The 24,848-nt window shown below is 53.2% G+C and carries 23 protein-coding genes and 3 pseudogenes; 12 read left to right on the forward strand and 14 right to left on the reverse strand.

Annotation, left to right across the window (positions count from 1 at the left end):
- Nucleotides 1–40 precede the first annotated feature (40 nt).
- Nucleotides 41–2,152: a TonB-dependent receptor PqqU gene (gene pqqU, locus AB6T85_RS06075; RefSeq protein WP_369895051.1), complete on the reverse strand. Its 2,112-nt coding sequence runs from the start codon at nt 2,150–2,152 to the stop codon at nt 41–43.
- A gap of 463 nt (nt 2,153–2,615) precedes the next feature.
- On the opposite strand from pqqU, the gene AB6T85_RS06080 reads away from it, so the two are divergent.
- From AB6T85_RS06080 to AB6T85_RS06090, 3 genes are all read left to right on the forward strand, one after another.
- Entirely contained in the window at nt 2,616–2,996 is a 381-nt protein-coding gene (locus tag AB6T85_RS06080; protein WP_253454970.1) for a hypothetical protein, read from the forward strand.
- Between the two features lie 41 nt (nt 2,997–3,037).
- Nucleotides 3,038–4,174 (forward strand): iron-containing alcohol dehydrogenase, encoded by a 1,137-nt coding sequence (locus tag AB6T85_RS06085; protein ID WP_301729857.1) that lies wholly within the window; start codon nt 3,038–3,040, stop codon nt 4,172–4,174.
- Nucleotides 4,175–4,537: 363 nt separating this feature from the next.
- The gene (locus AB6T85_RS06090; RefSeq protein ID WP_369895020.1) at nt 4,538–4,930 is read left to right on the forward strand and encodes an RcnB family protein; all 393 of its coding nucleotides are present in this window, start codon (nt 4,538–4,540) and stop codon (nt 4,928–4,930) included.
- 100 nt (nt 4,931–5,030) lie between these two features.
- Here the strand turns inward: AB6T85_RS06090 and AB6T85_RS06095 are convergent, their stop codons facing one another.
- The 11 genes from AB6T85_RS06095 to AB6T85_RS06145 form a co-directional block, all read right to left on the reverse strand.
- On the reverse strand, nt 5,031–5,228 hold the full coding sequence (locus tag AB6T85_RS06095) for a hemolysin XhlA (protein WP_253454973.1): 198 nt from the start codon (nt 5,226–5,228) through the stop codon (nt 5,031–5,033).
- 410 nt (nt 5,229–5,638) lie between these two features.
- Nucleotides 5,639–6,082: an RcnB family protein gene (locus tag AB6T85_RS06100; protein ID WP_253454974.1), complete on the reverse strand. Its 444-nt coding sequence runs from the start codon at nt 6,080–6,082 to the stop codon at nt 5,639–5,641.
- 188 nt (nt 6,083–6,270) lie between these two features.
- Complete coding sequence (locus AB6T85_RS06105; protein WP_301729860.1) at nt 6,271–6,675, reverse strand: type III secretion system chaperone; 405 nt, start codon at nt 6,673–6,675, stop codon at nt 6,271–6,273.
- Between the two features lie 11 nt (nt 6,676–6,686).
- Nucleotides 6,687–11,783, reverse strand: coding sequence for an AvrE-family type 3 secretion system effector (locus AB6T85_RS06110; protein ID WP_369895023.1), 5,097 nt, complete (start codon nt 11,781–11,783; stop codon nt 6,687–6,689).
- Between the two features lie 286 nt (nt 11,784–12,069).
- Complete coding sequence (locus AB6T85_RS06115) at nt 12,070–13,323, reverse strand: c-type cytochrome (RefSeq protein ID WP_253454977.1); 1,254 nt, start codon at nt 13,321–13,323, stop codon at nt 12,070–12,072.
- Nucleotides 13,324–13,329: 6 nt separating this feature from the next.
- Complete coding sequence (locus AB6T85_RS06120; RefSeq protein ID WP_369895025.1) at nt 13,330–15,099, reverse strand: GMC family oxidoreductase; 1,770 nt, start codon at nt 15,097–15,099, stop codon at nt 13,330–13,332.
- Between the two features lie 34 nt (nt 15,100–15,133).
- A complete protein-coding gene (locus AB6T85_RS06125) occupies nt 15,134–15,859 on the reverse strand; it encodes a gluconate 2-dehydrogenase subunit 3 family protein (RefSeq protein WP_253454978.1) in 726 nt (241 codons plus the stop codon).
- Nucleotides 15,860–16,163: 304 nt separating this feature from the next.
- Nucleotides 16,164–16,658 (reverse strand): DUF1198 family protein, encoded by a 495-nt coding sequence (locus AB6T85_RS06130; protein WP_253454979.1) that lies wholly within the window; start codon nt 16,656–16,658, stop codon nt 16,164–16,166.
- A gap of 98 nt (nt 16,659–16,756) precedes the next feature.
- Entirely contained in the window at nt 16,757–17,023 is a 267-nt protein-coding gene (locus AB6T85_RS06135) for a hypothetical protein (RefSeq protein ID WP_253454980.1), read from the reverse strand.
- A 193-nt stretch (nt 17,024–17,216) separates the two neighbouring features.
- Nucleotides 17,217–18,176 carry a chemotaxis protein gene (locus tag AB6T85_RS06140; protein WP_301252398.1) on the reverse strand — a complete coding sequence of 320 codons (960 nt, stop codon included), beginning with the start codon at nt 18,174–18,176 and terminating at the stop codon, nt 17,217–17,219.
- Nucleotides 18,177–18,498: 322 nt separating this feature from the next.
- Nucleotides 18,499–18,864, reverse strand: a complete 366-nt coding sequence (locus tag AB6T85_RS06145; RefSeq protein ID WP_369895028.1) for a helix-turn-helix domain-containing protein — start codon at nt 18,862–18,864, stop codon at nt 18,499–18,501.
- Between the two features lie 158 nt (nt 18,865–19,022).
- Here AB6T85_RS06145 and AB6T85_RS06150 point away from each other — a divergent pair, with 158 nt between their 5' ends.
- The 5 genes and pseudogenes from AB6T85_RS06150 (at nt 19,023) to AB6T85_RS06170 (ending at nt 21,678) form a co-directional block, all read left to right on the forward strand.
- The gene (locus tag AB6T85_RS06150; RefSeq protein ID WP_301252397.1) at nt 19,023–19,151 is read left to right on the forward strand and encodes a hypothetical protein; all 129 of its coding nucleotides are present in this window, start codon (nt 19,023–19,025) and stop codon (nt 19,149–19,151) included.
- Nucleotides 19,152–19,497: 346 nt separating this feature from the next.
- Entirely contained in the window at nt 19,498–20,280 is a 783-nt protein-coding gene (locus tag AB6T85_RS06155; RefSeq protein WP_301252396.1) for an ATP-grasp domain-containing protein, read from the forward strand.
- A gap of 26 nt (nt 20,281–20,306) precedes the next feature.
- The gene (locus AB6T85_RS06160; RefSeq protein WP_301729867.1) at nt 20,307–20,669 is read left to right on the forward strand and encodes a tlde1 domain-containing protein; all 363 of its coding nucleotides are present in this window, start codon (nt 20,307–20,309) and stop codon (nt 20,667–20,669) included.
- Nucleotides 20,670–21,134: 465 nt separating this feature from the next.
- A pseudogene (locus AB6T85_RS06165) lies at nt 21,135–21,239 on the forward strand (DUF3289 family protein); the annotation flags it as partial.
- Nucleotides 21,232–21,678, forward strand: coding sequence for a DUF943 family protein (locus AB6T85_RS06170; RefSeq protein WP_369895030.1), 447 nt, complete (start codon nt 21,232–21,234; stop codon nt 21,676–21,678). The pseudogene AB6T85_RS06165 and the gene AB6T85_RS06170, both read left to right, overlap by 8 nt.
- Nucleotides 21,679–21,806: 128 nt before the next feature.
- Here the strand turns inward: AB6T85_RS06170 and hxsD are convergent, their stop codons facing one another.
- Complete coding sequence (hxsD, locus tag AB6T85_RS06175; protein WP_369895031.1) at nt 21,807–22,007, reverse strand: His-Xaa-Ser system protein HxsD; 201 nt, start codon at nt 22,005–22,007, stop codon at nt 21,807–21,809.
- Nucleotides 22,008–22,409: 402 nt separating this feature from the next.
- Here hxsD and AB6T85_RS06180 point away from each other — a divergent pair.
- The 4 genes and pseudogenes from AB6T85_RS06180 to AB6T85_RS06195 all read left to right on the forward strand — a co-directional run.
- Nucleotides 22,410–22,655 (forward strand): annotated as a pseudogene (locus tag AB6T85_RS06180) (tyrosine-type recombinase/integrase); the annotation flags it as partial.
- 239 nt (nt 22,656–22,894) lie between these two features.
- Nucleotides 22,895–23,266: pseudogene (locus AB6T85_RS06185) on the forward strand (hypothetical protein).
- Nucleotides 23,267–23,556: 290 nt separating this feature from the next.
- A complete protein-coding gene (locus tag AB6T85_RS06190) occupies nt 23,557–23,994 on the forward strand; it encodes a hypothetical protein (RefSeq protein ID WP_369895032.1) in 438 nt (145 codons plus the stop codon).
- 40 nt (nt 23,995–24,034) lie between these two features.
- A complete protein-coding gene (locus AB6T85_RS06195) occupies nt 24,035–24,658 on the forward strand; it encodes a hypothetical protein (RefSeq protein ID WP_369895033.1) in 624 nt (207 codons plus the stop codon).
- On the opposite strand, the gene AB6T85_RS06200 is transcribed toward AB6T85_RS06195, so the two are convergent.
- The coding region (locus tag AB6T85_RS06200; RefSeq protein ID WP_369895035.1) for a hypothetical protein at nt 24,648–24,848 on the reverse strand (201 nt) is incomplete at its 5' end. The genes AB6T85_RS06195 and AB6T85_RS06200 overlap by 11 nt on opposite strands.

Genomic DNA, 24,848 nt, shown 5'->3' on the forward strand with positions numbered 1-24,848 from the left:
CCAGGCTTACGCCCGACGGCAGGCTGTTCTGGATTAGAGTTTACATAAAGGTATAAGTGAGCGTTGCGCCGACGCCGTAATTCCGTCCCGGCGCCGGTTCGTAGTAGCGTCCGTTGCCTTCGTTAACGATGACCGATCCGACGTACTCTTTGTCAAACAGGTTATCGACGCGGGCAAAGGTATCGAGCGACCACTTATCCCAGTTAAAACGATAGCCGCTATTCAGGCTGGCAACGGTATAGGATGGCGCCTTAGCGTCATTTTCATCGTCGGCCTGAATGCTGCCCATATAGCGGACTTCCGCGCCCGCGTGCCAGCCCTCTTCCGGCAGCCAGCCTAAAGAAGCGTAGCCCATATTCTTCGCCACACCCGGCAGGCGATTGCCGGAAGGCGTACAGCTGCCAGCGCTATCGCAGGTTTCGTTGCGGTAGGTAGCGTCCAGCAGCGTCCAGGCCATTTTCAGCTGCCAGTTTTCGGCGAACTGTTGATCGAGCGCCAGCTCCAGGCCGCGACGCCGGGTTTTACCCGCGTTTTTATACACGGAGCGGCCGTTGCTGCTTTGCGCCACCACCAGCTCGTTATCGGTATTGGTCTGGAACAGCGCGGCGGTAAATAAACCGTAGCCGATACGGGTTTTGCTGCCCAGCTCGAAGGTGTCGCTGGTTGACGGCTTCAGGCCCAGGTTCAGCCCGGTCTGGCTGCCGCTGATGGAGCGGTAGGAAAGCTCGTTAATCGTCGGCGTTTCAAAACCGCGACCGGCAGAGAAGTAAAGATTGGAGGCGTCGGTCAGCGCATAATTCAGCGAGCCCATCGGCAACAGCTTGTGATAGCGCTTGCTGCCGCTGTCGTCACCGTTGCCGGCGGTCATATAATAGTCGGTGGAATCAAAGCTGACGGTGCTGTAGCGCAGCCCGGCATCCAGCGTCCATTTTGGGGTCAGGTTCCAGCTGGTTTGCAGATAAGGATCGAGATTCCACATCACGTTCTTTTCGTTGCGGCGCTGGCTGCCCTTTTCGCCCAACAGCGTGCTGCCGTTATCGATACGGTAATTTTCAAATCCCTGACGACGTTCGGTCAGGGTTTCATAGTCCAGGCCGCCGATCAGGCTGAACGGCACGGAACCGAGCCGATCGTCGTGCTGCCAGCGCGTATCCACGCCGGAATATTTACGCTCCAGCACGATCACGCCGCCCGGATAAGCCGGGTTTTTCTGTACGGCGACGGGGATCGACTGATACTGCGTGGTGTGACGCTCGCCGTGCCAGGCCGTCAGCGTAAGCCGATCGTTATCGCTCATTTCGCGCTGATAGCGCAGGCCCAGCTGGGTCTGGTCAAGACTCTTGCGAGTATTGTAGGCCTCACCGCGCGGCGACTGGCGAGGGTTCGCTTTCCACTCGTCGCGGGTCAGGCCGCCCGGATCGTTGGCATCCACCGAAACGCTGTTAAACATCAGCGTCAGCGTGCTGACATCATCGATACGCACGCCGAATTTGCCGTTGCCCAGGCTTTTTTGCGTGCCGCTCTGGTCGCGGAAACCGTGCGTGGTGAAACGCGACCCGGAAATCATATAGTTTACGTCGCCCGCATGCGTACCGTCGCCGGTGGCGCCGCTCGCTTTAACGCTGTTGCGCCAGCTGCCGTAGCTGCCGTAATAAGTGCCTGCGGTTAAGGTGGTCGGCTGGCTGCCGGTTTCGCTGTCGATATTTACCACGCCGCCGGAAGCGTTGCCGTAAAGGGCGGAGTAAGGGCCGCGCAGCACTTCAACCTTATCAACCGAATTGATATCTATATTAGACGTCTGGCCCTGCCCGTCCGGCATGGTGGACGGGATGCCGTCAACATAGACGCGCACGCCGCGCACGCCGTACATGGAACGGCTGCCAAAGCCGCGAACGGAGAGCTGGAGATCCTGTGCGTAGTTCTGTCGATTCTGAATTTGCAGGCCGGGCACGCTGCCCAGCGTTTCTGACAGATTCACCTGCGGCGCGCTGTTGCGCAGCTGCTGACCGCTGACCACGCTGACGGCGGCTGGCGTATCCAGTTCAGAAAGCCCGCTGCGCTGTTTGATGACCATCAGCGAGCTCTCCGGCGTGGAGGCGGCATCCTTCTGCGCGGCGGCAGACTGTGCATGGCTGGTCGCAGGCTGAAGCAGGACCAGCGGCGTCAATAAAAGAGCAGATTTTCTATTCACAGGATTGGTTCGGTTGATCAATTCGTTGCCAGAATGCGTGCAGCCTGACGCCCGATAAAGCTTCTCTGCTGTCGATAAAATCGCCAGCGCAGAAAAAGTATACAAGCTGTTTTGAAACTTGCCTGCTAATCCCCTGCAAAATAAGGGTAATTGCGTTTTCCGCCCGTGCAAACGCCTGTGCGCAGGCTGAGAATAAGATGAAAGTATCAAAAACGTCCGGATTGTAGCACTCAATAACCTGTTTGCAACCGTTGTTAAAGATTTGGCTGAACTGATTCAGCAATAAGCCACAAAATGATAATAGGTTCGTTACATCCCCGCGCGGTGCGGCTTGACCCCGCTTTTTGTGCGGTTTTGCGCTTTTACAGGGTGGATCCAGAGCGAAGGCTATACTTAGGCCATTATCCGTTGTTAAGGGAATATCATGCGCTGGCTGGATCCACTAAAACTCTCCGACCTTTTCCCCACGACGGCTTTACTGATTGCGGCCCCGCTGCTGCTGTCTGCCTGTTCCTCCGGCAATAGCGGTATGGTTTGCGAAGGTAAAGTCGAAACGCTGAGCGGCCAGGTTCTGGGCAATACCGAAGGTAAAATTATCGACCGCTTTACCTCTTTTCACGTCACTATGGACAAGCTGAAGCTGGAAAGCGGCGAGCTTTACTCCAGCAACCCGCAGCAATATATTCCTTCTGCCGTGACCAGAGAGGGCTGGCTGGCGCAGCGGCTTTCCGATACCCGCTTTAGCGTGATCAACGCGCAGCAGGACAGGATGATTACCTTCAGCTGCCCTGCGCGCGCCATCTGAGTGCGCAAACCTGTTTTTATTTTAAGTGCCGAGGGACAGAAATGATCGTCAGTCAGTTAGCAAACCGACAAACCTTTTTCGGCCGTGGCAGCCTGAACAAGCTGGTGCCATTGCTAAGCGAAGATCCGCAGCCGACGCTGCTGTTTTGCGCCAACTCGTTTTTACAGAGCGAAGCCTGGCAAAAAATAAAAGCCGAGCTGGAGCCGCTGCTGATCGGGATTGAAGTAGTGCGCCACGAAGCATCGCCTGAAGAAATCGACGGCTGGGTGGCACGCTGGCGCGAGCGGGCCGCGCGCGTGGTGGCAATTGGCGGCGGCAGCGTGCTGGACGCCGCTAAAGCCTTTGCCGCCGTAAGTCAGCATCCGTTAAATACTCTGCGCTATCTGGAAAAGGTGGGCGATACGCCGATAAGCGGCAACACGCTGCCCGTGATTGCGGTACCAACCACGGCCGGAACCGGCAGCGAGGCGACGCAAAACGCGGTGGTAACAGATAAAGCCGACATCAAAGTGAAGGCTTCGCTGCGTCACGCCCATTTTGTGCCGCACGTTGCGATCCTCGATCCCGATCTGCTGCGCGGCGCGCCAGACCACGTGCTGGCCTGCTGCGCTATCGACGCTTTCACCCATCTTTTTGAAGCTTATCTGTCTGCCAAAGGCAATCTGTTCAGCCGTCACGCTGCCCTTAGCGGCCTGCGCGCTTTTCTCAGCGCGTGGCCTTATCTGAACGACCCTGGCGAACAGGGCGATTTGGCACGCGAACAGATGATGATTGCTTCCTGGCAGGGCGGGCTGAGCCTGAGCATGGCCGGGCTGGGCGTAATCCACGGTATTGCAGGCGAGCTGGGCGCGATTAAAGACTATCACCACGGCGAAGTGTGCGGGCGTCTGCTGCTGCCGTTCTTACAGCTGCTGAACGACAGTGAAAATGCGCAACAGCAAAAGCTGATGGACGAGCTTGCCGTCGCGCTTTTCCCCGGTTTTACGCTGCCGCCCGCGCGTATGCTGGCCTCATGGCTACAGGATAAAGCCATCACGCCTTTCTGGCAGGATCCGCCGCCGCTCACGCAGGCCGAGGCCGACTGGATCCTGACACGCGCCAACAGCAAGAACGCGTTGATCGAGTACAGCGAGGCGCAGCTGCGCTTTATGCTGGAACAGGCGTTCCATATCGCCTGATATTTGCCGTAATCCCGCTTAACCGCCGCGCCCGACAAGCGCGGCGAACTTTGTCTCACCTTTTGCGAAAACGGGCTTTGCCGTTCGTGCCTGACAGAAGCGGCGAACTTTGCCTTACCTTTTACGACAACAGGCTTTACCGCCGCGCCCGACAGAAGCGGCAAACTTTGCCTTACCTTTTGCGACAACAGGCTTTACCGCCGCGCCCGACAGAAGCGGCGAAGCCTGTCAGCTTTCTGCCAGCAAAGCGTAAATTAACCGTTAAACCTCTGCTTCTTAAGAATAATGATATTGTTAAGCGCCCGCCTGCCCCCCAGATTAACGCCATCGACCAGAAAAAATCAGACCTGCAAGGAAATGAAAATGAAAAAGTCAGGCGCTATTGCCCTCTCCGCGCTTTTATTCGCCACCAGCCTGAGCGCGTTTGCCGAGGGGCCATGGCAGGACGGCCAGCCGCCGGTTAAGCATGAGCAGCAGCACAGCAATCCATCGCACGGCAATTCACAACCAGAACAGCACCGCGACCCCCGGCACAACGCGCATCCGGCAGAGCGCCGTCAGGCAGCGCATCCGGAATTCCGCAAGGGCCGCCCGCTGCCGGAAAAATATCGCGGCGAAGGCTATCAGGTAAATGACTGGCATAAACGCGGCCTGAAAGCGCCACCGGCGGGCCATCGCTGGCAGAACATTGATGGTAACTATGTGCTGATTGCCATCGCGACCGGCGCAATCGTCTCGGTGATCGCGCATCACTAACGGCAGTTAATCTGCCTTACCAGACCGATCGGGGGGCTGTCCTTTTTGAACAGCCCTTTTTTATCCCTGTTGAGATGGTCAGGAAAACAGGGGCATTCGTTTAAAAAATCAGCCTGGCCACGCCCAGCCCAACGCCCAGCACCACAAACAGCGCGGCGATTAGCCAGATGGTTTGCGTGTTGAGCGAGGAATGTAGCTCTTTTCTGACGCTTTCTATATCGACTTTCGTGGCGTAGTTCGCTTTGATAACGGCAACGTCAATCAGCAGCTTCTCGACCTTTCCTTCCAGTAGCTTCATCTTTTGCTCCATTTTTTTCTCCCTTTAGCCTAAGCCAGCCTTGATGCGATCATAGGATATGAACAAAAAAACACCAGCGTTTTTTTGCGAGGAAAATGCGGCAATCCTCTGAAATATTGATGAAAATTACTGCAACAAAGAAAAAGAATTTCATTAGTCGGATAGCGGGATTTGGGCAGCGGTCTGCTTTGGTGAAAGGGGCAAAAAAGCCAACGGGTGAAATGCGTGAAATGCGTGAAATGCGTGAAGTGCGTGAAATGCGTGAAATGCGTGAAATGCGTGAAATGCGTGAAATGCGTGAAATGCGTGAAATGCGTGAAATGCGTGAAATGCGTGAAATGCGTGAAATGCGTGAAATGCGTGAAATGCGTGAAAATATGCCGACATCCTGCGATGTCGGCAAGTGGCTTTTAGTGAAAAGCGTTGTTCAGCAGAATAGAGGTAATGACGCCTGTCGCAGCGGCAATCAGCACATAGTTACCGTCGATAGAGGCCCAGCGCTCGCCGCGCGGTGGCTCGTGCAGGCCGCGAGCATGCCAGTCGTTTACCCGGTAATCGTTACCCCGGAAGCGAGGCGGCAACGGCTGGCCGCGATGGAATTCATGCCCCTGCCAGGCAAAACGGTCGCGCTCTTCAAAATGGCGATCGGGGCCATGACCTCTGTGACTATCGAAATCGGGGCCGCGATCCGGGCCACGTCCAGGCCTGTCACGATCGCCCGGGCCGCCGTGTCCTTCATGTCCGCCCTGATGATGCCACGCCTGTCCCGGAGGGCCGTCGGCCTGCGTAACGGTTGAAAAGAGCGAGCTTGCTGAAAATACGGCAATCAACAGCGCCAGGGTCGTTTTTTTCATGGTTATATCCTCGATTTGCTCACGGCTTTTGTCGCACCGTTGAACGACACTATCGTCTAACCCTGGCCTTAAAAATATCGCTAACTGTCTTAAAACCTCTTTAATTACCGTACTTTACCTCGCCCTGACCCTTTCTTAACACTGTGAATGAATTGTGGATCCGCTGCCCGGCAATAATTTGCGTTAAGTCAGGCGGCGCGGTGATTTTCGGCCAGAAATTCGCCGACTTCGTCTGCCTGCACGATAAACGCATTCAGCGCTGCGCTAAAGCCTGTGGCATCCAGAGAGGCCAGCGGCTGTTGGCTGCAAAGCCGCAGAACGTCGTCGCCATCCATCGCCAGCCAGCAGCCGCGCATCGCATTCATCTCAAAATTCAGCGCCAATAGCGTGCGCAAGTGACTTTCCGCAGCGCTTTGCAGATCCTCCAGCCTGCGGTGGAAAATCACGCAGTCGCTGTCCGGCGGCAGTTCGATAATGGCAACCTCGTGCCGGTTGCGCATCAGCGCGCACACGCCGTTTTTCAGGCCCAGGCTAAGATTGAGGCGGCGGCCATACCCGGCCAGGAAGTGATTAAGCTGCTCTGTTGCGTTCATGCCTGTCTCCGTTAGCTTTTAAGCACAAAGTGTTGTTCCTGCCCCTGGCGCAGCGCGCCGGCAAGTTCCGTCGTGGCTTTGGCGATACGCCCTTCCAGCGCATAATTGACCGGTTTATCCTGATCTTCGCCGTAGCTGAAGTTGATTTTCCCCAGGTTACGCTTCATGGAAACCGAAGCGCTGTTGGCGCCGCCAAGCAGAAAAGCGGGCGTGGCGAAGCCGTCCGTTTTTACCTGCGACTTGGTGAAGGCGATGGATTTAAGCCGCAGATTATCGCGGTTGGTCAGCTCGGCCTGCATCTCTTCCGGGCTGTTGCCCTGCTCCAGCCAGCGCTGCTCTAATCTCTCCCGTACCTCGTCCTTCAGCTCCAGCGTGACGGTCGCCTCGGTGCTGACGTTGTCCTGTAGCGCTGCAATCAGGGTTTGCAGCTGGTGGTCGTCCTTCATCAGCTCGCGCATTTTGTTGGCGTTGCTGGCATTCAGGCTGCCGTCGAGCAGATGCGAAAGCTGATGCCACAGCCCGTTGCTGTCGACCTTGCTCAGGTTGGCGTAGGTTGTCTGATATTCGCCGCCCTGCAACAGTTTTTGACCCCGCTCCGCCGCGCTTTGCTGACGCAGATGCTTATCAAGATCGCGCAGTGCGGCCTGCTGTTCGTTGCTTTTTTCGCGCAGATCGCGCGGCGAAAAATGCGCGTCCAGCTTGTCCAGCTTCTGCCTGGGCGTCAGCGGCGTTTCATCGTCTTTATCCTTCAGCGACGCGATAAGCGCCGCCGTAGCCGGATCGCTGAATTTTTTCCCCAGCGTTTCGGTCAGCTTGTCGATATGCACTTCCGCCAGCGGCCGGGCCGTTTTGGTTTCTATCGCCAGGCTCTGCTTTGTCCTGTTATCTATCGAAAGCTGCACGCTGGCGGCCGGCCCGGCGAACATCGGCGTCCGTCCCGTTTCGCCCTTAATCAGCACGCCGGTCGGCAACGCAAAGTTCACGCCCACGCTGGCTTTGTTCAGACCGCGCGGACGGTTATTGCTGCGGCTGATGGCGCTGCTGCTTTCTTTGGTGGTGGCGCCTCTTTCCCGTGTGCCGGAAAGCACGTTAACGCCTGCATAAGCGCCGCCGCCCACGCGGAAGCTGGCAGGCGTATCCTTTTCATGTTTGTTGGTCAACGGCACGCCCGCCGAAGCCAGCGCGGCGGCATTCGCGTCCAGGCTGACGTTCAGCACCTCGCCATGCTTCACGCTGTGATTTATTCCACGGTTGAGCAGCGCCAGCGGATCGAGCGTGCCCTGCGTCAGCCCTTCGATAAAAGCGGGCAGTTCCGCTTCGGTAATCTCGAAGCTGACGCTGTTTTGCTTTTTTAGATCCAGCGGCGTGACAGAGAAGACCCCGCCCAGCCGAACGGCAGGCGCCAGATTGCGCTGCTGATCGACGGCGACATCGTGCGCCGGATCTTTCATATAGCCGGTCAGCAGGTTGTAGCCCAGGCCGGTAAAGGCGGTTAACGCGCCGCCGCCGTCGCGCCCGAAGCTGACGGTCACGCCGCCTTCGCCTCGCGTCAGGCTCATGCTGTAGCCGCGATCCAGACTGCCTCTGCCGCCTACGCCCGCAATGACCTGTGAACCCGGCAGCGCGCTGATGGTGGTTGTTGCGCCGTAAGCCCGGCTGAAAGAGAGGCTTTCGCCCTTATCCATGTCCAGCACCGTGGTTTCCAGCCTGCGGGCAAGCAGCTGCTGATCCTCGGCCTGCATCACGGTGCGGGTGGTTACGTTCATCGCGTGGTTCGTTTTGCTGAACGCTTTGGTCATGGATTTGATGGCGTCGTAGTTGGCCTCCAGCCTGTCGTTCCCGGTAAATCCCTGGCCGGTGAGCTGTTTAAGCGGATTATTTTCCCACTCGTCATCCCGCAGCTCGCGGAACTCTCTCCCCAGCGCCTGCAACGCTTTTTCACGGGGTTCTCCCTGTAAATCCAGCGCGCGCGTCAGGCGCGTCGTTAAATCGTGCATTTTGACGTTGGTCAGGCCGTCGAGGATCAGGCGGGATTTCGTCAGCCCCATCGGATCGTGCTTGTCGCGATTTATCCCTGCCGGGATCGCCTCCGTGGGCTTTTGCCAGGAAAGCGTGACGTTGCTCTCGCGCATCGCCGCCAGGGAGAGCTGCGCGTGATTGCCTTTACCGCTGGGATGCAAGGCGTAAAGCTGCTGCAGCTTGTTCAACAGATCGTCGCCCTGGCTGCTGGCCGGATTCAGGCTGCCGGTCAGCTTATCAAGCTGCCTGCCTGCGCCGCTCTGCGCGCCATAATGCTGCTGAAGCAGACCGGCCTGATGCGCGGCGCTGTCTGCCAGCACCGTATTGAATTTTTGCATTTCGCCGAACCAGCCGGGCAAATCTTCCCGCGCGGCCAGCGTTTTCAGCTTCAGGCTGAGCGGCTCTTCCGCCCTGCCTTTTGGCTGACGTTTAAGATGCTGCGTCAGCGCCGCTATCTGCTGCGACTGCTGCTGATAGATCGCCGTCAGGCCCTGACGACCGCCGTGCGCGTGCTGCACAAGATTGCCCAGGTTTTTTAGCGGGCGCGGCGTCTCCAGCGTGGGACGGAATACAAAGGTGCTGAGCCGCGTGCGGAAAGGCGTATGGACTTTGTGTCCGTCGTGACCGGACTGCCCGAAGGTGTTGACCTCGCGCTTGTAGGTAAGACCGGTTTTACTCAATTTGGCATCGCGCGTGGCGGCGCTCAGTCGTTCAAAATGCCGATCGGCCTGATTTTCCGTATCGTGCACGCCCGCAGAAATATCGGCGGAAACCGGATGCCAGTCGTGCTCGTCTCGCGTCAGTACCTGTTTATTATCCCTCTCCAGCAGCAGCGTGCCTTTCTGGTTGCCATAAAATTTAACCGGCAGCGCCTCGGCGGCTTCGCCAAGTTCATCTTTCAGCGGCGCAGGCAGCCGCTCCGCCTGCATGTCGGTAACTTTTCCTTGCTGCCAGCTCTCGGCAGGCAGGCTGAAAACTTTGCCTTTATCGCTCAATATAAACAGGCGGTTTTCCGGGCCAAGCACTATGTCTTTGGCTTTATGCTCAAGCCGATCCTCAGGAAGACGGCTCAGTACCGCACCGGCCTGATTCATCGCCTGGCTCAGCGCCTGACGCGAAAGCGTCTGCGGCAGCCGCTTGTTACGGCGGCTTTCCGTATCAACGTGATGAAAATGGATATCGCCCTGCTCTTCCAGCGTGACGAAACGCCCGTCGTCCAGCGCGCTGGCCGCGACGGTTTTCTGTTTTTTATCCAGACCGGGCATCGCCAGCTCTTCACTGACGCTTTTTTTCACCTGGTGCAGCGCAAAGGTATTCTGCTGAAAATTGATTTTGTTGCTGGCTACGTTGACCTTCAGCCTTTTCAGCTGGTTATCTTTCAGCGCCCAGGCCTGGCCGTCCTGCCCGGCGCGCAGCTGGTCGGCTTTGACCTCTGTCGCTTCCCAGCTGCTGGTTAGCTCGTTAAAGAAGCGCACCTTGCCGTCGTGCAGCGCCAGCTTGCCGTTGGCGCCAATGGAAACGATATCGGTACGGGCCGGCGTGGGTTTTGGCAGGCCTTTCTGGTAATCCATCACCAGGCTGTCGCTGAGGTTCCAGCCGGAGGCCATCTGCGGCCTGTCTGCATGAGGGTTCAGCGCGATAGCGTGCTGCCTGTCCATGCTGTCTTTTACCACCGCATGCAGCTGGCCGTTTTCGCCGCACAGCAGGCTCTGTACGTGAAAGCGGTCGCCGATAGCGTCGGCGATTTGCTGATGCAGCGCGTCGCGCAGGCTCAGGCTTTGCGCGTCGCCAAAATTAAGCTCGTTCGCCTCGCCGGGGCGATTCGCCACCAGCAGACGGCCCTGATGATCGGCGGCGATAACCAGGCTGTCGGTCTGCGCTACCGCCGCCAGCGAAGTTTTAGCCGGTATTGGCTGTAGCGTACGGTGTTGCGCTTCCGGGCTGTCGATGCGCGGCAGCAGCTTAATGCTTTGCTGCTTGCTCTCTTCGCTGGCAAGCAGCACGATTGCCTGACCATCCGCCGCCACAGAGGCGCCGCTGATTTTATCGGCAAAGCGCGCGCTCTGCGTTTGCGTCGATAAATGATGCAGATGGCGATCGTCATGGATCAGATAGAGCGAGTTGTCGCCCTGACGTGACAGCTTCGACTGGTCTTTGTCGTCGCCGAAAAGGTCGACCTTCTGCCAGCCTTCTTCATGCGAAGCCAGCTGATAAAGTTTGTTGTCGCTGAGGCAAAATGCGCGGCCCCCGTCGGGCGTCGCCTGATGATGCACGCCGGTAAGCTGGCTGAGTACGGCGGCATCCGGCAGCTTTACCTCGGCTGCTCGTCCGCCGGGCGCATCGCTACGGCGAATTTGCACGCTGCCGCCGTCCTCGCTGAACGTCAGCTGGTGGTCAACGACCTCTGCCGCTTTACGCCGGGGAAATGCGCTGCCCGGCGTCTCTTCTCTTGCCCAGGCCGGTTTGCTGTGGGCCACGCCGACCAGCGTATCCCGCGATGAGTGCAGCGACAGCAGTTTACCTTCGTCGCTCAGCAACGCGTGCTGCTGGCCGTTTTTATTGGCCGCCACGCTTTGATAGTGCATTTTGGGATGGCCAACGGTCTGCTTAAGCAGCGCGCGCTGAGCGTCACGGCCCGCTGGCGCGGCGATAGCGGCGTTGCGCTTTGCGGTCAACTGCACGCCCAGCGAGCCTTTCTCCTCCGGCTGATGCGCCAGCCGGTCGGCCAGCGTTGTCATAATCTCCTGCTCCAGCGCGCCTTCGGCTATAGAGGGAATGGCAACGTCCAGCTGGTTTAGCGGGCGCAGCGGATGGCTTTCCGGGTTGGCTATCGTCGCGCGGGCGTGGTTTTTCTTAAACAGCGGAAGATGGCTAAAGGCACGAAAACGTCCCTGGCCGGGCGCACGCGCCGCGCTGCCCTGCTGCAAACCCGCGGTGTCTGGCGGCTCGCTGCTCTGTAGTGTGCCGCCACCGCGTTGGCTGGGCGAAGCGTCCTGCTGCCGGAGCATGTCATGACGGGTTTGCGATGAAGTGGTGCGCTGTGCGCCGCTTGATGCTGATGCGAAAGCTGTTCTGATCCCCGTTAGCACGGTATATCTCCTTAGCCGGAACGTCTGATTAGCCGGAACGTCTGATACCTGAGCTAAGTGGCGGAAAATACAGTGGAGTTCCCGCTGTCATTGATTATTCATATTGATAAGCGACGCAAACGACGCAGCCTGGCGATCCTTGATAACCGCTTGATATATAGGGTAAAGCCGTACAGCTGGCTAAATACACAGAAGTGGCCCGCATAACGTTGGATTTTTTTCTGATATAACGGGAAAGGCGGTTCAGGCATAGAAAAGGAGAGGCGTTGCGCCTCTCCTGTTACCGCTAGTGCTTCAGCGTTTCGCGCACTTTTTTCACGTCGTCGGCTTTCACTGCAGCGGCTTTATTGCTCCAGCCCTGACGGATAAAGGTAGCCAGCTGCGCAACCTCCTCGTCGTTCAGGCGGGCAGCAAAGCCCGGCATCGCCAGCGTGGAAGGCGCTTTCGCCGTAGAAGGCTGCTGTGCGCCGGCCAGAATGGTATGGATAAGCCCCGTCGGATCGCCTGCGTTAACGATAGTGGCCTGATCCAGCTGCGGGAAGACGCCAGGCGCGCCCTTGCCCGTCACAAAATGGCAGGCGCCGCAGTTATCCAGATAGAGACGCTCGCCGGTGGTCAGGTTTTTGGCCGCCGTCAGCTTAGCCTCCGTCGCGCTGGCCGCTTTGTCGTCACCGGCAGGCAGTGAAGGATTGCCGCCCAGGAACTTCAGATAGGCCGTGATCGCTTTCAGATCTGCCTCGCTCATATAAGAGGTGCTGTGCTCCACCACCGAGGTCATCTCGCCGCCTACCGCAGCCTTATCGTTGCGGCCCGTCGCCAGGTAATCGATGGTTTCCTGCTCCGTCCAGCGCGGTAAGCCGCGCAGCGAAGGCACTTCCCAGTCGTTCAGGCTGCCGCCGGCAAGGAAATCCTTGTCGCCGCTGTCGAGCGCCTTTTCGTTCATGCCCAGTCCGCGAGGCGTGTGGCAGCTGCCGCAGTGGCCCAGGCTTTCGACGATATAGGCGCCACGATTAACCTCGGCCGAAGCGCCGCCAATCGGCCGGAAAGGCTTATCGGAAGCAAAGGCCCAGTTCCAGAAGCGCATGCCCCAACGCTGGCTGAACGGAAAGCTCAGATCGGTTTCCGGCGGCTGTTCCGCGCTCGGCTTCACGCCCTGCATAAAATAGACGTAAAGCGCGTGCATATCCTCGTCGCTGATTTTAGCGTAATCAGGATAAGGCATAGCCGGATACAGCCGCTTGCCGTCAGGCAGCACGCCTTTACGTACCGCGTCGGAAAACTGCTGTTCGCTGTAATTACCGATGCCATGCTCTTTATCCGGCGTGATATTGGTCGAATAAATGGTGCCCAGGTTTGACTCGATCGCCAGGCCGCCGGAAAAAGCCGGTTTGCCGGGCAGCGAGTGGCAGGCGCTGCAGTCGCCCAGGCGTGAAAGATACTCGCCCTGTTTAATCAGTTCGCCGTTGTCTGCCGGAGCCGCCAGCGCCGAACCTGCACTGAGCAGCACGGCATTGGCGAGTAAAAAATGTTTAATCTTCATCGTCGCTTACGCCTGTACCATTGGACCGGGATTTTTCAGATAGATATCTTTGATTGCCTGCGCCGCCATCAGCGTCAGCGCGCCGATGGTATCGGTCGGGTTCGCCTGGAAGTTTTGCGGGAAAGCGTTGCCGCCCGGCACAAAGACGTTATGCACATCCCAGCTTTGCAGATACTTGTTCAGCGCCGAGGTTTTAGGGTTATCGCCCATTACTGCACCGCCCACGTTATGGGTCGAGACGTATTTGGTCAGGTCAAAATGCGCGTCCATCGGCAGGAAGCTTTCGCTGTAGCTGTCCGGGTTCAGCTCTTTGGTGATGTTGTTGACCACGCCTTTCAGATACTGCTGCAGCTTCAGCTCATTCTGTTTCCAGTCGAAGGTCATACGCAGCAGCGGATAGCCGTATTCATCCTTGTAGTTCGGATCCAGATCGAGATAGATATCGCGATAGGACTGGCAGGTGGTGGTAATGCTGATTTTCATCGAATGGCCGTACCACTCTTCCAGCCCCTCTTTCCAGCCGGTTCCCCACGACGGCGTGCCTTTTGGCAGCGCGGTGCTGATTGGCGTGCCGGTAGCCTGCGAACTGTGAATTTTCGCGCCGCCGATAAAGCCCAGCGACGGGCCGTCAAAGTTGCCTGGCGAAATATCGTTAATCATCTGGCCGGTAGCGCCAGCCGTAGCGAACGGATTAAAGTTTTTGTCTTTGAAGAACAGCGTGGCGCCGCCGTTGCTCAGGAAAGCGTAGTTACGACCAATCACGCCCTCTTCGGTGATAGGGTTGTAAGGTTGACCGATGCCGGACAGCAGCATCAGGCGGACGTTACAGAACTGGAAGCTGCTCAATACCACGATTTTCGCGGGCTGGAAGCACTCGTTGCCCTGCGCATCGATATAAATCACGCCCTTAGCCGTTTTCTTATCGTCATGCAGCACCACTTTCATCACGTTGGCGTGCACTTCATAAGAGAAGTTATCCATGCGCTTAAGCGCATCCATAACGGCGGTCTGCGGCGAGGCTTTGGAGTAGTTCAGGCACGGATATTTACTGCAGTAACCGCAGTAATTACAGGGCGCGATCTGGTTGCCGTAAGGGTTGGTCCAGGCACGGGAAACGCAGGCGGACGGGTTAGGGAACGGGTGATAGCCGAGCTTTTTCGCCGCTTTCGCAAACATGCTGGTATTAAGCGTATCTTCCAGAGGCGGCAGCGGGTAAGGCTCTGAGCGCGGCCCTTCAAACGGGTCGCCGCCTTCCAGGATCTGCCCGCGCAGGTTGCCGGTATTGCCGGACTGGCCGCAGATATTTTCAAATTTGGTGTAATACGGCTCGATTTCATCCCAGGTGAACGGGAAATCCATGATGCGCATATCTTCCTGCAGGATGCCTGGCTTGTAGGCCTGATCCGCATAGGTTTTCAGCTTCAGATCGGTTGGCGTTGGACGGATCAGCACCGCCGTCCAGTGCAGGCCGGAACCGCCCACGCCCGTACCTGGCGCAAAAGCGCCCCATTTACGCGTCGGCAGCGCCGTCTGGCTCATGTTGTAACGCACGGTCACCGCCGCTTCCGCCGGGGTCGCCATCACTTTATTACGCACGGCGTAGGCGTATTCATCGGCCGGTTTAGGATAGGCGAACTCTTCATATCCCCGATCGCCGCCGCGTTCCAGCGCGCGCACTTTTAATCCGGCCATCGCCAGCTCGATGCTCATCAGCGAGCCAGCCCAGCCCAGGCCGACGACTACAACGTCGACTTCTTCTTTATTGATTGTTGCCATTTTTAATCCTGCCAGTCTGTAATCAGAGAAAAACTCAGGCTCGCTCGCCTTTAATGCTTATCGGGCCCAGCGGATACGGCACGTTGTGCTGCTTCACCCATTCCATATAGCTGGCGCGCGCGCCGGGGAAGCCGATGGCAATCCAGGCTTTCATCCCTTTATTGCCGCCATACATCGGATCGGAGAGGTAGCCATGCTTGGTATTGGAGAGTAATTCGCTGAAGAATTGCGATCCCTGCAGGGCGCTTTCGCCCAGGTCGGCAAAGACGATCTGGTTTTTCTGCACCTGAGTCAGTACGGCTTCACGATCGGCTATTTCCAGCTCGTGGAACGCCTTCTGATGCTGCTGCTGGCACCAGCTGTTGACCAGCCGAATACCGGTTTGCAGGATTTGCTGCGGACGGAACGGGATTTGATACCCCATGGTGGCCGGCGCATGAGGGTTGAACGGCCCCTGCATATAGATTTCGCTGCCCATATCGCCATGCATTTGCTGATCGATAAAAATCGGCACGTTGGTTTCCAGCGCGCCTGGCGCCTTGCCTTTGCCACCGGCCGGGATCAGGCGATCGCAGGCGGCCATCACGAATTGCCATTCGTCGGCAGAAAAAAAGATGGGTTTATAATCGAGCAGCTCGGGTGCGGCCATTTCAGCAGCCTGCGCCGCCGTTAATCCTTTAAAGACCAGCTCGCCGAGCGGTAATGCTAACAGCGACCCCAGTAAAAACTTGCGCCGGGTAGTTTCTTTTTGTAGCAACATAACATTACGACTCTCACATGATAATAAAATGTAATTTGAGTTAATAGATTTTGTTATCGACCAGAAAAAAAGTAATGTTATGGATAAAATTATTTCTAAATGTAAAAGTTAAACTCTAATTATTTTTAGTTAAGCTTTATAACTTTGTTATAAAACTGCAATAGAATTGATACCCGAGTGTTGTGTACAAAAAAAGCGCTTCGCCATTACTTTCCTGCCCGATTAAGGCACTATTTCCTTATAACCGCTTAAAAATAATTCAGATAAGTGATAATGCCCACACTGAACAGACGGAAAAAATTATTCAGTGGTGATGAGAATGAGAATGAATCGATACCACGTTATTGCTTCCGTTCTCCACAGTATTGCTATCGGGTGCGAACCGGGCGTTATAGCGCAGGCGAAATGCGTGCATTTCCTGCGCGTCCGGCTCCAGCTCGCGTAAAAATTTCAGCGCCAGCCGAACGTGTTCACTGGAAAGCTCGGTCGGCAGCCAGGCTTCGCGCAGTACGCCACGCCAGAAAGCGATATTTTCTTCCGATTCATCCACCAGGCAAAGCTGCCAGATTAGCAGCACGCTTGCCGCATTGCTTAAATGCGCCTCGTTATCGCGAGAAAGATAGGCGACAAACTCTTCTCCGGCCGTTCGCCCCATCAGGCTGAGCAATGATTCAACGTAGACCGGATCGATATTCAGCCGCTTCGTCAGCGCGCTGGTCGCGCGGCGGGATCGTGAATTCAGCACGCGAAAGCCAATAATAAAAACCACCACCAAAGTCAGAAGCATCAGCCAGATCATTTTTTTACCGGGAATTGCGGGCACAGGGGGCGTCAGAGTAACAGCAGCAATGTGGCGAGGCAACCGCGTAGAAAAGCTGCCCGCAGGCAGCTTAAGCGCTACTTTTGCCAGCTGGCGCGATGGTCGACGCAGGCCGCAACCGCCAGCCTTAACGCCGCTTCGGGCGTTTCCTCCGCCAGCGGCACGCTCAGCTCGTCTACTTTCGTCCAGACGGCCCAGGACAGCTGCCCGATTTGGTGCTGCAATGAGATATGCACCAGAACCAGCGCGGCGCGTCCGGTTTGATCGGCCAGAATAGCGTATTTGAGAAATTCGCCCTGTTCGTCATTAAGATAAAGAACTTTTATTTGTTCCAGCATTGTCATCCTGATCTCCTTATGGTCTGACAGCGGCTGAATAATAAATGACTTCCTCTTCTTTACCTACAGATAATGTTCTGGCGCATCGTCCGGCATTTACTGACATTAATATAAACTTTAAAGAAGCAGTATTTTTTTATTTCGCCTTATCAGCACGTCATTGTTATCAGGCGGCCTGTTAACCGCCGATAATAACAAATCAGTTACCGGCTTCTTCCAGCACTTTGTGGATCACGGCGGAAAGCTCGTTGATCTCAAATTTAGCCACGTAGCCGTTGGCGCCGACTTTACGCACGTGGTCTTCGTTAGCGCTGCCCGAAAGCGAAGAGTGGATCACTACCGGGATATTTTTCAGGCCCAGATCGCTCTTGATATTGCGCGTTAAGGTAAAACCGTCCATTTCCGGCATTTCAAGGTCGGTTAATACCATCGCGATTTTGTCGTGAATGGAAACGCCTTCCGTCATCGCCTGCTGCGCCATTAGCTTGATTTTTTCCCAGGCTTCGAGGCCCGTGGTGTGCATAACGGCAGGGATGCCCATCACCTTCAGACCCTGCTCCAGCATCTGGCGCGCGACCTTAGAGTCTTCCGCTACGATAGCGACCGATCCGGGCCTGATATTAAACTCTTTCACCTTAACGTCTTCTGCTTTTACGTCCCGCACGGAAGGAATAACGTCATGCAGGATCTGCTCTACGTCCAGCACCATCGCCATGCTGTTAGTTTTGTCATCCAGGCAGGCAATGCTGGTGATATTGCGGCTGCTGATACCGGACTCCGCCGTATGGATCTGGCTCCAGTTCAGGCGCACGATATCGTCCACGGATTCCACGGCGAAAGCCTGCGTGCTGCGGGCATATTCGGTAACCAGCAGCAGGTTTAAGCCTGTTTCCGGCGTGCAGCCTGCAACGGCCGGCAGATCGATAACCGGGATAAACTGGCCGCGAATGTTCGCCATGCCCAGCAGAGGTGATTTCATACCCGCCGCTTTGGTAATAGTCGGCATAGGGACGATTTCGCGCAGCTTAAACACGTTAATACCGAAAAGTTCGGATTTCGCATCGTTCTGATCTGAGCCTAAACGGAATAACAGAAGCTCAAACTTGTTGGATAAGGCGAGATTCGCTCTCTCATCAATCTCTTTCTGGAAATTATCCATTACTACCTCTGGGTTGCCTGACTGTTTGTACGCTGGTAAGCGGCGCACAACGGCACGCGGCTTATCACTCTGTGAGTGTTATCGGCACCGGTGAAGAAAAGTACAGGGCAACAGAGAAAGGGTGAGCCGAATTAATTACTAAGCGTTAAAGCCAGACAGCCGCAGCGCAGGGAATCAACGCCGGGCCTTACCGGCTCACGGGTTGACTGACTGAACGACTGACAATAACTGCTGACAATGACTGAATGAATGACGGCGGCTGGCCGAGTGATTCTGTGTCGTGACGATTATGTATAAGGTACTGGCTTGATAACGTCTTTAACTAACGGTTAGTTCGACAGTAGTCCGGGCCGTTTTTTAACGCATTGTATTTTCTGAAGGCGGCTGGCGGCTTATGGTATTTTTTAGCAAAAATACGGGTAAAGGTCTGCTGAGATTCATAGCCGTATTTTTGTGAGATAGTCATCACCGTTTCGGTGGTTTTAATTAAGTCCCCTGCCGCCAGCGCCAGTTTGGTGTCGAGAATGTAGTTGCCCAGATTTTTGCCCATCACGCGCTGAAACATCCTCTGCAAATGCCATTTTGAATAGCCTGCCTTTTCCGCCACGTCGTCGATTTTTAACGGCCGATGGATGTTGGCGTCTATCCAGGCCGCCAGCTCATAAATGATGATCTGCTCTCGCTGCATTGTCTTTTCTCTTCTACCGCTATCGTCTTTAGTATGTTGTAATTAAATAAAGCTACATGTCGGTTTTAGCTTGCTCAGGGCTTATATAGCCATAGCGTGAGGAAGCATAGCAGCTAAGGTTCAGGACATTTATAGGCCATATGGAGTTAAAGCTATGAATGCTGCTCATTAATCGGCAGATTGCTGATGGTGGCTATGTTTCCCCTGCCGCCGATAAACAATTTGCCTCAGCCATTTTCTTTCCCGCCTGCCACTTAGCACACGCCCTGCTTACCCAATATTTCTGAGTACGGTTCATTTTGACAGGGTAAAAAATGCCGCTACAGCGTTAAGTGCTTTTGCCACTGGCCGATGCCGCTTTGCTTATCGTCAAAACAGCGTTATAAATATTGCTACCTTGAGCGGCCTGATAAATAGCTGCCAGCATACTCATCTCAGGAGCTTCCGTGCCTTATTTAATACTCGGTTTCCCTTTCTGGCTGTTGGGCTGGTATTAGTTTATTCAGGCCGGAGGAAAAAAGAGAAAAATTACTTTTTTCCCGCTTTTGTGATGCCGATCGCCGCTTTTGTCAATATCGTTATCGGGCTGGGTATGGGCTAAAGGACTGCTTGTGCAAAGAAAAGGAGAATTCGATGCAAATTATCTATCCCAGCGAGTTATTTCAACCAAAACGTCCTGATGAAGCCTTTGCGCAAGAGTATTATTGCGCGCGTGAAAAAGGTCTGCATTGCCTGCTCCTGTCGTCAGATGCGGCGGCTATGGGCGATTATCGTTTTTCCTCGCCTTTTCTGTCCGACCACGTGATTTGGCGCGGCTGGATGATGTCGGCACTGGAATATCGGCAGCTGCATCATGCCGTAACCGTGCGTGGGGCCGCGATGATGACGTCGCCAGAAGACTATCTTCGCTGCCATCATTTGCCGGGCTGGTATAATCTTTGCCGCGATTTCACGCCGGAAACGAGAGTTGTTCATCCCGATGTAGATTTTGATGCCCTGCTGGCTGAGCTACAGTGGCCCGTCTGTTTTGTCAAAGACTACGTAAAATCTTTAACCACGTCCCGAGGATCGGTTGCGCATAACGCCAATGAGATCCGCGAGATTGTTCAGCTGCTGAAAAAATTTCGTGGCGAAATCGAAGGCGGTATTTGCCTGCGTCGTTTTGAATCTTTTAAACCTCACAGTGAAAAGCGCTATTTTGTGCTGAACAAACAGGTTTACGCCGCCGACGGCGATGTATCGACAAGCGTAAGAGAGATAGCCAGCCGGATAGACAGCTCGTTTTTTACGATAGATATGATTGAGAATACGCTCGGAGAACCACGGCTGGTGGAAATTGGCGACGGGCAGGTTTCAGATCTTAAGGGGTGGCCGGTCACGCGGTTTGTAGAGATGCTGGCGAAGCAGATGGAATAAATTTAATAATATAAGGATATAGAATTATGGCCTGGATCTACAATGTAATAACTAAAAAATTCTCCCGCAATGGCGACTATAAATTTAGCGCTGAGTATGCGGGATCGCCGGGTTACAAAGACAACCCTGATGATGAGTGCGTTAAGAATAAAGGGCTGCTGCCGCGCGGCAATTATCATATAACTGGCCCGATTGCAGTTCACCCTACGGCAGGAAGATATGTTATCAGGCTTACGCCACACAGCGGGAACAGCATGTGCGGGCGTGAGGGGTTTTTGATTCATGGTGGTAATGGCAGAGGAACCGCATCCAATGGCTGTATTATTTTGATGCGGGGATACAGGGAAAAGATAATAGAAAGCGGCGATAAGGAGCTGATTGTACAATGAAAAAATTCACAACCGCTCTTCTTATATTGCTGCTCAGCGCTTGCGCATTAAATAGCTCAGAGGATAAGCTTTACAGAAAGGTGTTAATGGCCATTAATGAGCAGAAAACCGAAAAATTCTCTGATACGGATTACGAGAACATATTAGAGTACTTATCTAAAGGACAGGATCGCTGGATAAATCTTTACCCTGCGCTCGACAAAGAACCCTTTTTAAGCATCACTTATTTTCAGGAAGGATTACATATTTCGATGGCTGAAGCATTGATAAACAATACCACAGGAACATTACAATATCTCAACAAAGACAATATCGAGCATATTTGCGGAATTCCCTTTATTGAACCAACAGTTGAAGAAATAGAGGTATATTACATTAAAGCACGAGCGGCGCTGAAAGCAGCTTCTGCTAAAAGCGGTTGGAAGGAACTTTGTATTTTACAACTTGAAAATTCATACTCTGGATTTCAGAATATGGTTCGTCCTACAGAGGGCAAAGCATTTTGCTCAAAAGCCATTTTTTACAAATTTTGAAGCAACCATAACATTGACAGGAGAAAACAATGTTTAAATATAAAAGGATTGGAGCAATTTTAGTTTTTTTAATATCAGCATATTGCATATGGATTGCTGTAAGGCCAACCAAAATAGTCAGAGTAGATAATGGTGCTGTTTTTGTAGAGCACTTACCAATGACTACTGAAGGAAAAATAAAATGGTGGTTAAAAAACAGAGAATTAATTCAGAATAAATCTCAAATTATTAATACTCCTGATAACTTCACAGTTATCGTCATGAATTTCAATGGTTACGAGAAACTTCCCAAAGGCACCAGAGATGGTTCAATAGATGACTATACCTGCTTTGATGATACGAATGGCGAGCATAATAATTGTGTGTATAACAGCATAGCGTTTGTTGTTAGAGGAAGCATAGATGGAAAAGCATTTATAAATATAGGCGATAAAACGTATATCCAGGGCTCTGATGGCAAGGTATCCTTAAAGTAACAAAACAGGATACTTTGCATAAAAATACATTATAGTTTAGATAATCTACCTTAACAGTTGAATAGTATCGGATTCATTGAGCAAGTCTCAAATTGATGCTCCTCAGAACATTGTCGATGATCAAAGTTCTAACTTCTAACTTCTCCAGTGTGTACCTGAAGCTTCTCCCTGAACCTGGAGTCATTCAGGATCTGCTCAAACTCTAATTTAACCTCGTCATTAAACGTCTCAATCGATACCAGCCAATTCTGCTCGTCTTCCTTGAGCTTCCAGCTAATAATAGTACTCATCCAATAAAGTCCATTTCTGATTACCCATTCAGAAACCATTTTTCTATGTTTTTTTTCACAACATTACCATCCCGAAAGTGATGCGACAAAAAGGAGAAACTTAACTTACTAGTTTCAAATCATAAAATTGCTAAGTAAATTAAATTTAAACATAAAAAACAACCTGTTGTTAAGTATAGGGTTTCATATAAAAGTTTGAAGGTAGTTCTTATTGCCTGTATTCGAATCCACTTTTATTAATATCTTTTTTTCCGAAAACTTCACAGAAAACGAAAATAAGATTATACAGTTTATTGTTTTGCGCGTAGATGTGCAACCGTGATACCCATTTAAGGTATGAGATGAGAAAATGATTAAGAGGAGTGATTTATTGACTGAAATTCAGTAAGAATATGTGCCTCCGGTCAAAAACACTGCATGGCGGGCAGCGTTAATCAGGAAGGCATTAAGGATTTCCGCTTTCACGATTTGCAACACACCTGGGCGAGCTGGCTCATTCAGGCCGGAGTGCCGTTGTCTGCGCGGCAGGAAATGGGCGGCTGGGAAAGCATTGAGATGGTACAGCGTTACGCTCATCTGGCACCGAACCATTTGACCGAGCACGCACGCCATATTGACGCTATTTTCAGGGTGTCTGTCCCAAATCTGTCCCACGGTGAAAATATGAAGACAGGAAAAGGCGAGTAAGTCATTGAAAAGTAATGGCCCTACAGGATTGAATAACAACTAGCAACCCAATGTTAAATAACAGTATTTATCATTTTCAAAATCACACATACCCCCAAATATACCCCCAAATGTTTTTGTGACAACTCATTTTGGCTATTTTTTATCCACAACAGGCGCATTCAACTCACTGCATAACGCGATAAGCCGAAACCCTTATTGTATGATAGATCTCTCCTACATTAAGGGAGCCACCAGCCATGAGAATGACCAGCCGTAAAAAAGAGATACTGAGTTTCTTCGAACTTGAGCACCGCGAGTAGGTAACGGGTGAGATTGGTGCGCCGCCGTTCGATGTATCCGGGGTCGCATATCTGCTCAGTGGCATGGACTCATTCAAATCACGACATCATTTGGAATCAGCTAGGCGAACGCTGGAGGCGATGGTTAATAATGGGCTGCTGAAAAAGATAACCAGCTATGAGCAGCGGCAGGACAGCACACAGTCGGGAGCAGGCAAAGGCGTATGGTGTAACTGTTCCTGTTACGGTCTTCCCGGTTTATGTTTGGTTATGCGGGACGATAGCGGCAAGTTAAACGCGATTGACGGGGAAGCGGTTCGGGTAAGTTAGAAGATAACGCAGTAGTCAGTACGGATTATTAGCTTTGCTAATGACGCTTCCTTATTGTAGGAGGGATGCGGATTTTTCTCTCTATATAATTAAGCAAAAACGTGTCGTTCAGTTGGTTCAGTTGGTTCAATTTGTAAAGACGGTTGTTTTAAAAGGATTAATTTCAAAAAAGTGAACCAACACAACCCCAAATTGAACCAACAACGGGGCTACCTGAACCAACACATTTTCATGTCTTACGTTGTCTTACAATGATAAAATAGCCATCTATTCCCTGAACTTGGTGGCTTATGAGCAAATCCCTGTCTGTTACTTTCCGCGTTCCTGCTGAGTTATGCGATGATTTCAGCGATGCGGTTATTGCTGCTGGTGGTGATAAAACAGCATGGCTGATCGATGCTATTCGGCAGAAACTGAACCGGCCAGACAGCAACCCTGACGCTCGCTTAATCTCGCTTGTGGAACGGATGGAAGTAGCCGCCGCTGCTCTTATCGTCGGTAAGCAGGGTGTGCCGGGTTTGCCATATGATGAACAGGGGGTGATTCGCATCGTTGCTGAGACAATCAATCAGGGCTTTGACAATGGTCGCATCATCGCAGAGCGGCTTAACAATGCAGGCTTTCAGACGAAAGCTGGTAAAGCTTGGACTAAAGATATTTACAGCGCCTGGAAGCGCCAGGGAGACCATAAGACGAAAGTCGATGCCGTCATTCATAAAAATGAGTAACCTCAACACGTTCAATTTGTTGACACTGCATGGATGTAAAATGAAAAAACGCTTTTGGCTAGTCCCGGGTATTGTGTTTCTTGCTGTGTTTTTTGCGATGAAAGCTCTTTTGGGAGGTGGGTGTTCAGACGGCTGGCAGTCACAGTCGATCGGTATCCGGGGAGCTTGCTCACACCATGGAGGAATAGGAAGCGGAGGGGGGATATCGCTTATTATTGCCTTGGCTCTGGCTGGCTATAGTTTTTATAGATTAGACAAAGCGGAAGCCAAAAAAAACCGCAGACTCTACGAATTATCAAAGCAGAATGAGTGGTTTAGACTTGATCTAACTTCGGCACCATTCAATCCTCAGGAACACTATTCAGTTAAGGGAAATGCCCTCTCATATACCTACCTTTCAAGCATTGATTCTGTGCCTGAATCTTTAACGGTGACCATTAGCGATGTGGATTCAACCAAAATTGAGAAGTTGGCGCGCGCTTTAGCCTCACAGAGCTATGTCATGGATATGCTGGTCCTCGATGGCCTCAATGTCTCACTAAGTATGAATACTGGTGAGATAACAACTTTCCAGGCACAGCAGATTTCAGATATCGGCTCCTTGGGGAACACGGCTATCTTTCTCAAAGAGACGCTCGATAAGCACTTGCACCCTAACGCTTAATATTTCTCCTTTCAGCTGGCTTTTGCCATTTGAACGACGGCGCCTCCATTCTTTGCCGGTGGCGCTCTTTCGCCTGCAGAGCTTGAGCAACTCCATTACGAATAGAATAGAGCGTATGCCTATCCAGCGACTCGCCGTTTTGGCGGGCAACCTGTAGTAGCGTCATCTCAATGGTATGCCGATCTATCAT

It is taken from the genome of Erwinia aeris, from assembly GCF_041224955.1.
Taxonomy (GTDB): Bacteria; Pseudomonadota; Gammaproteobacteria; order Enterobacterales; family Enterobacteriaceae; genus Erwinia; species Erwinia aeris.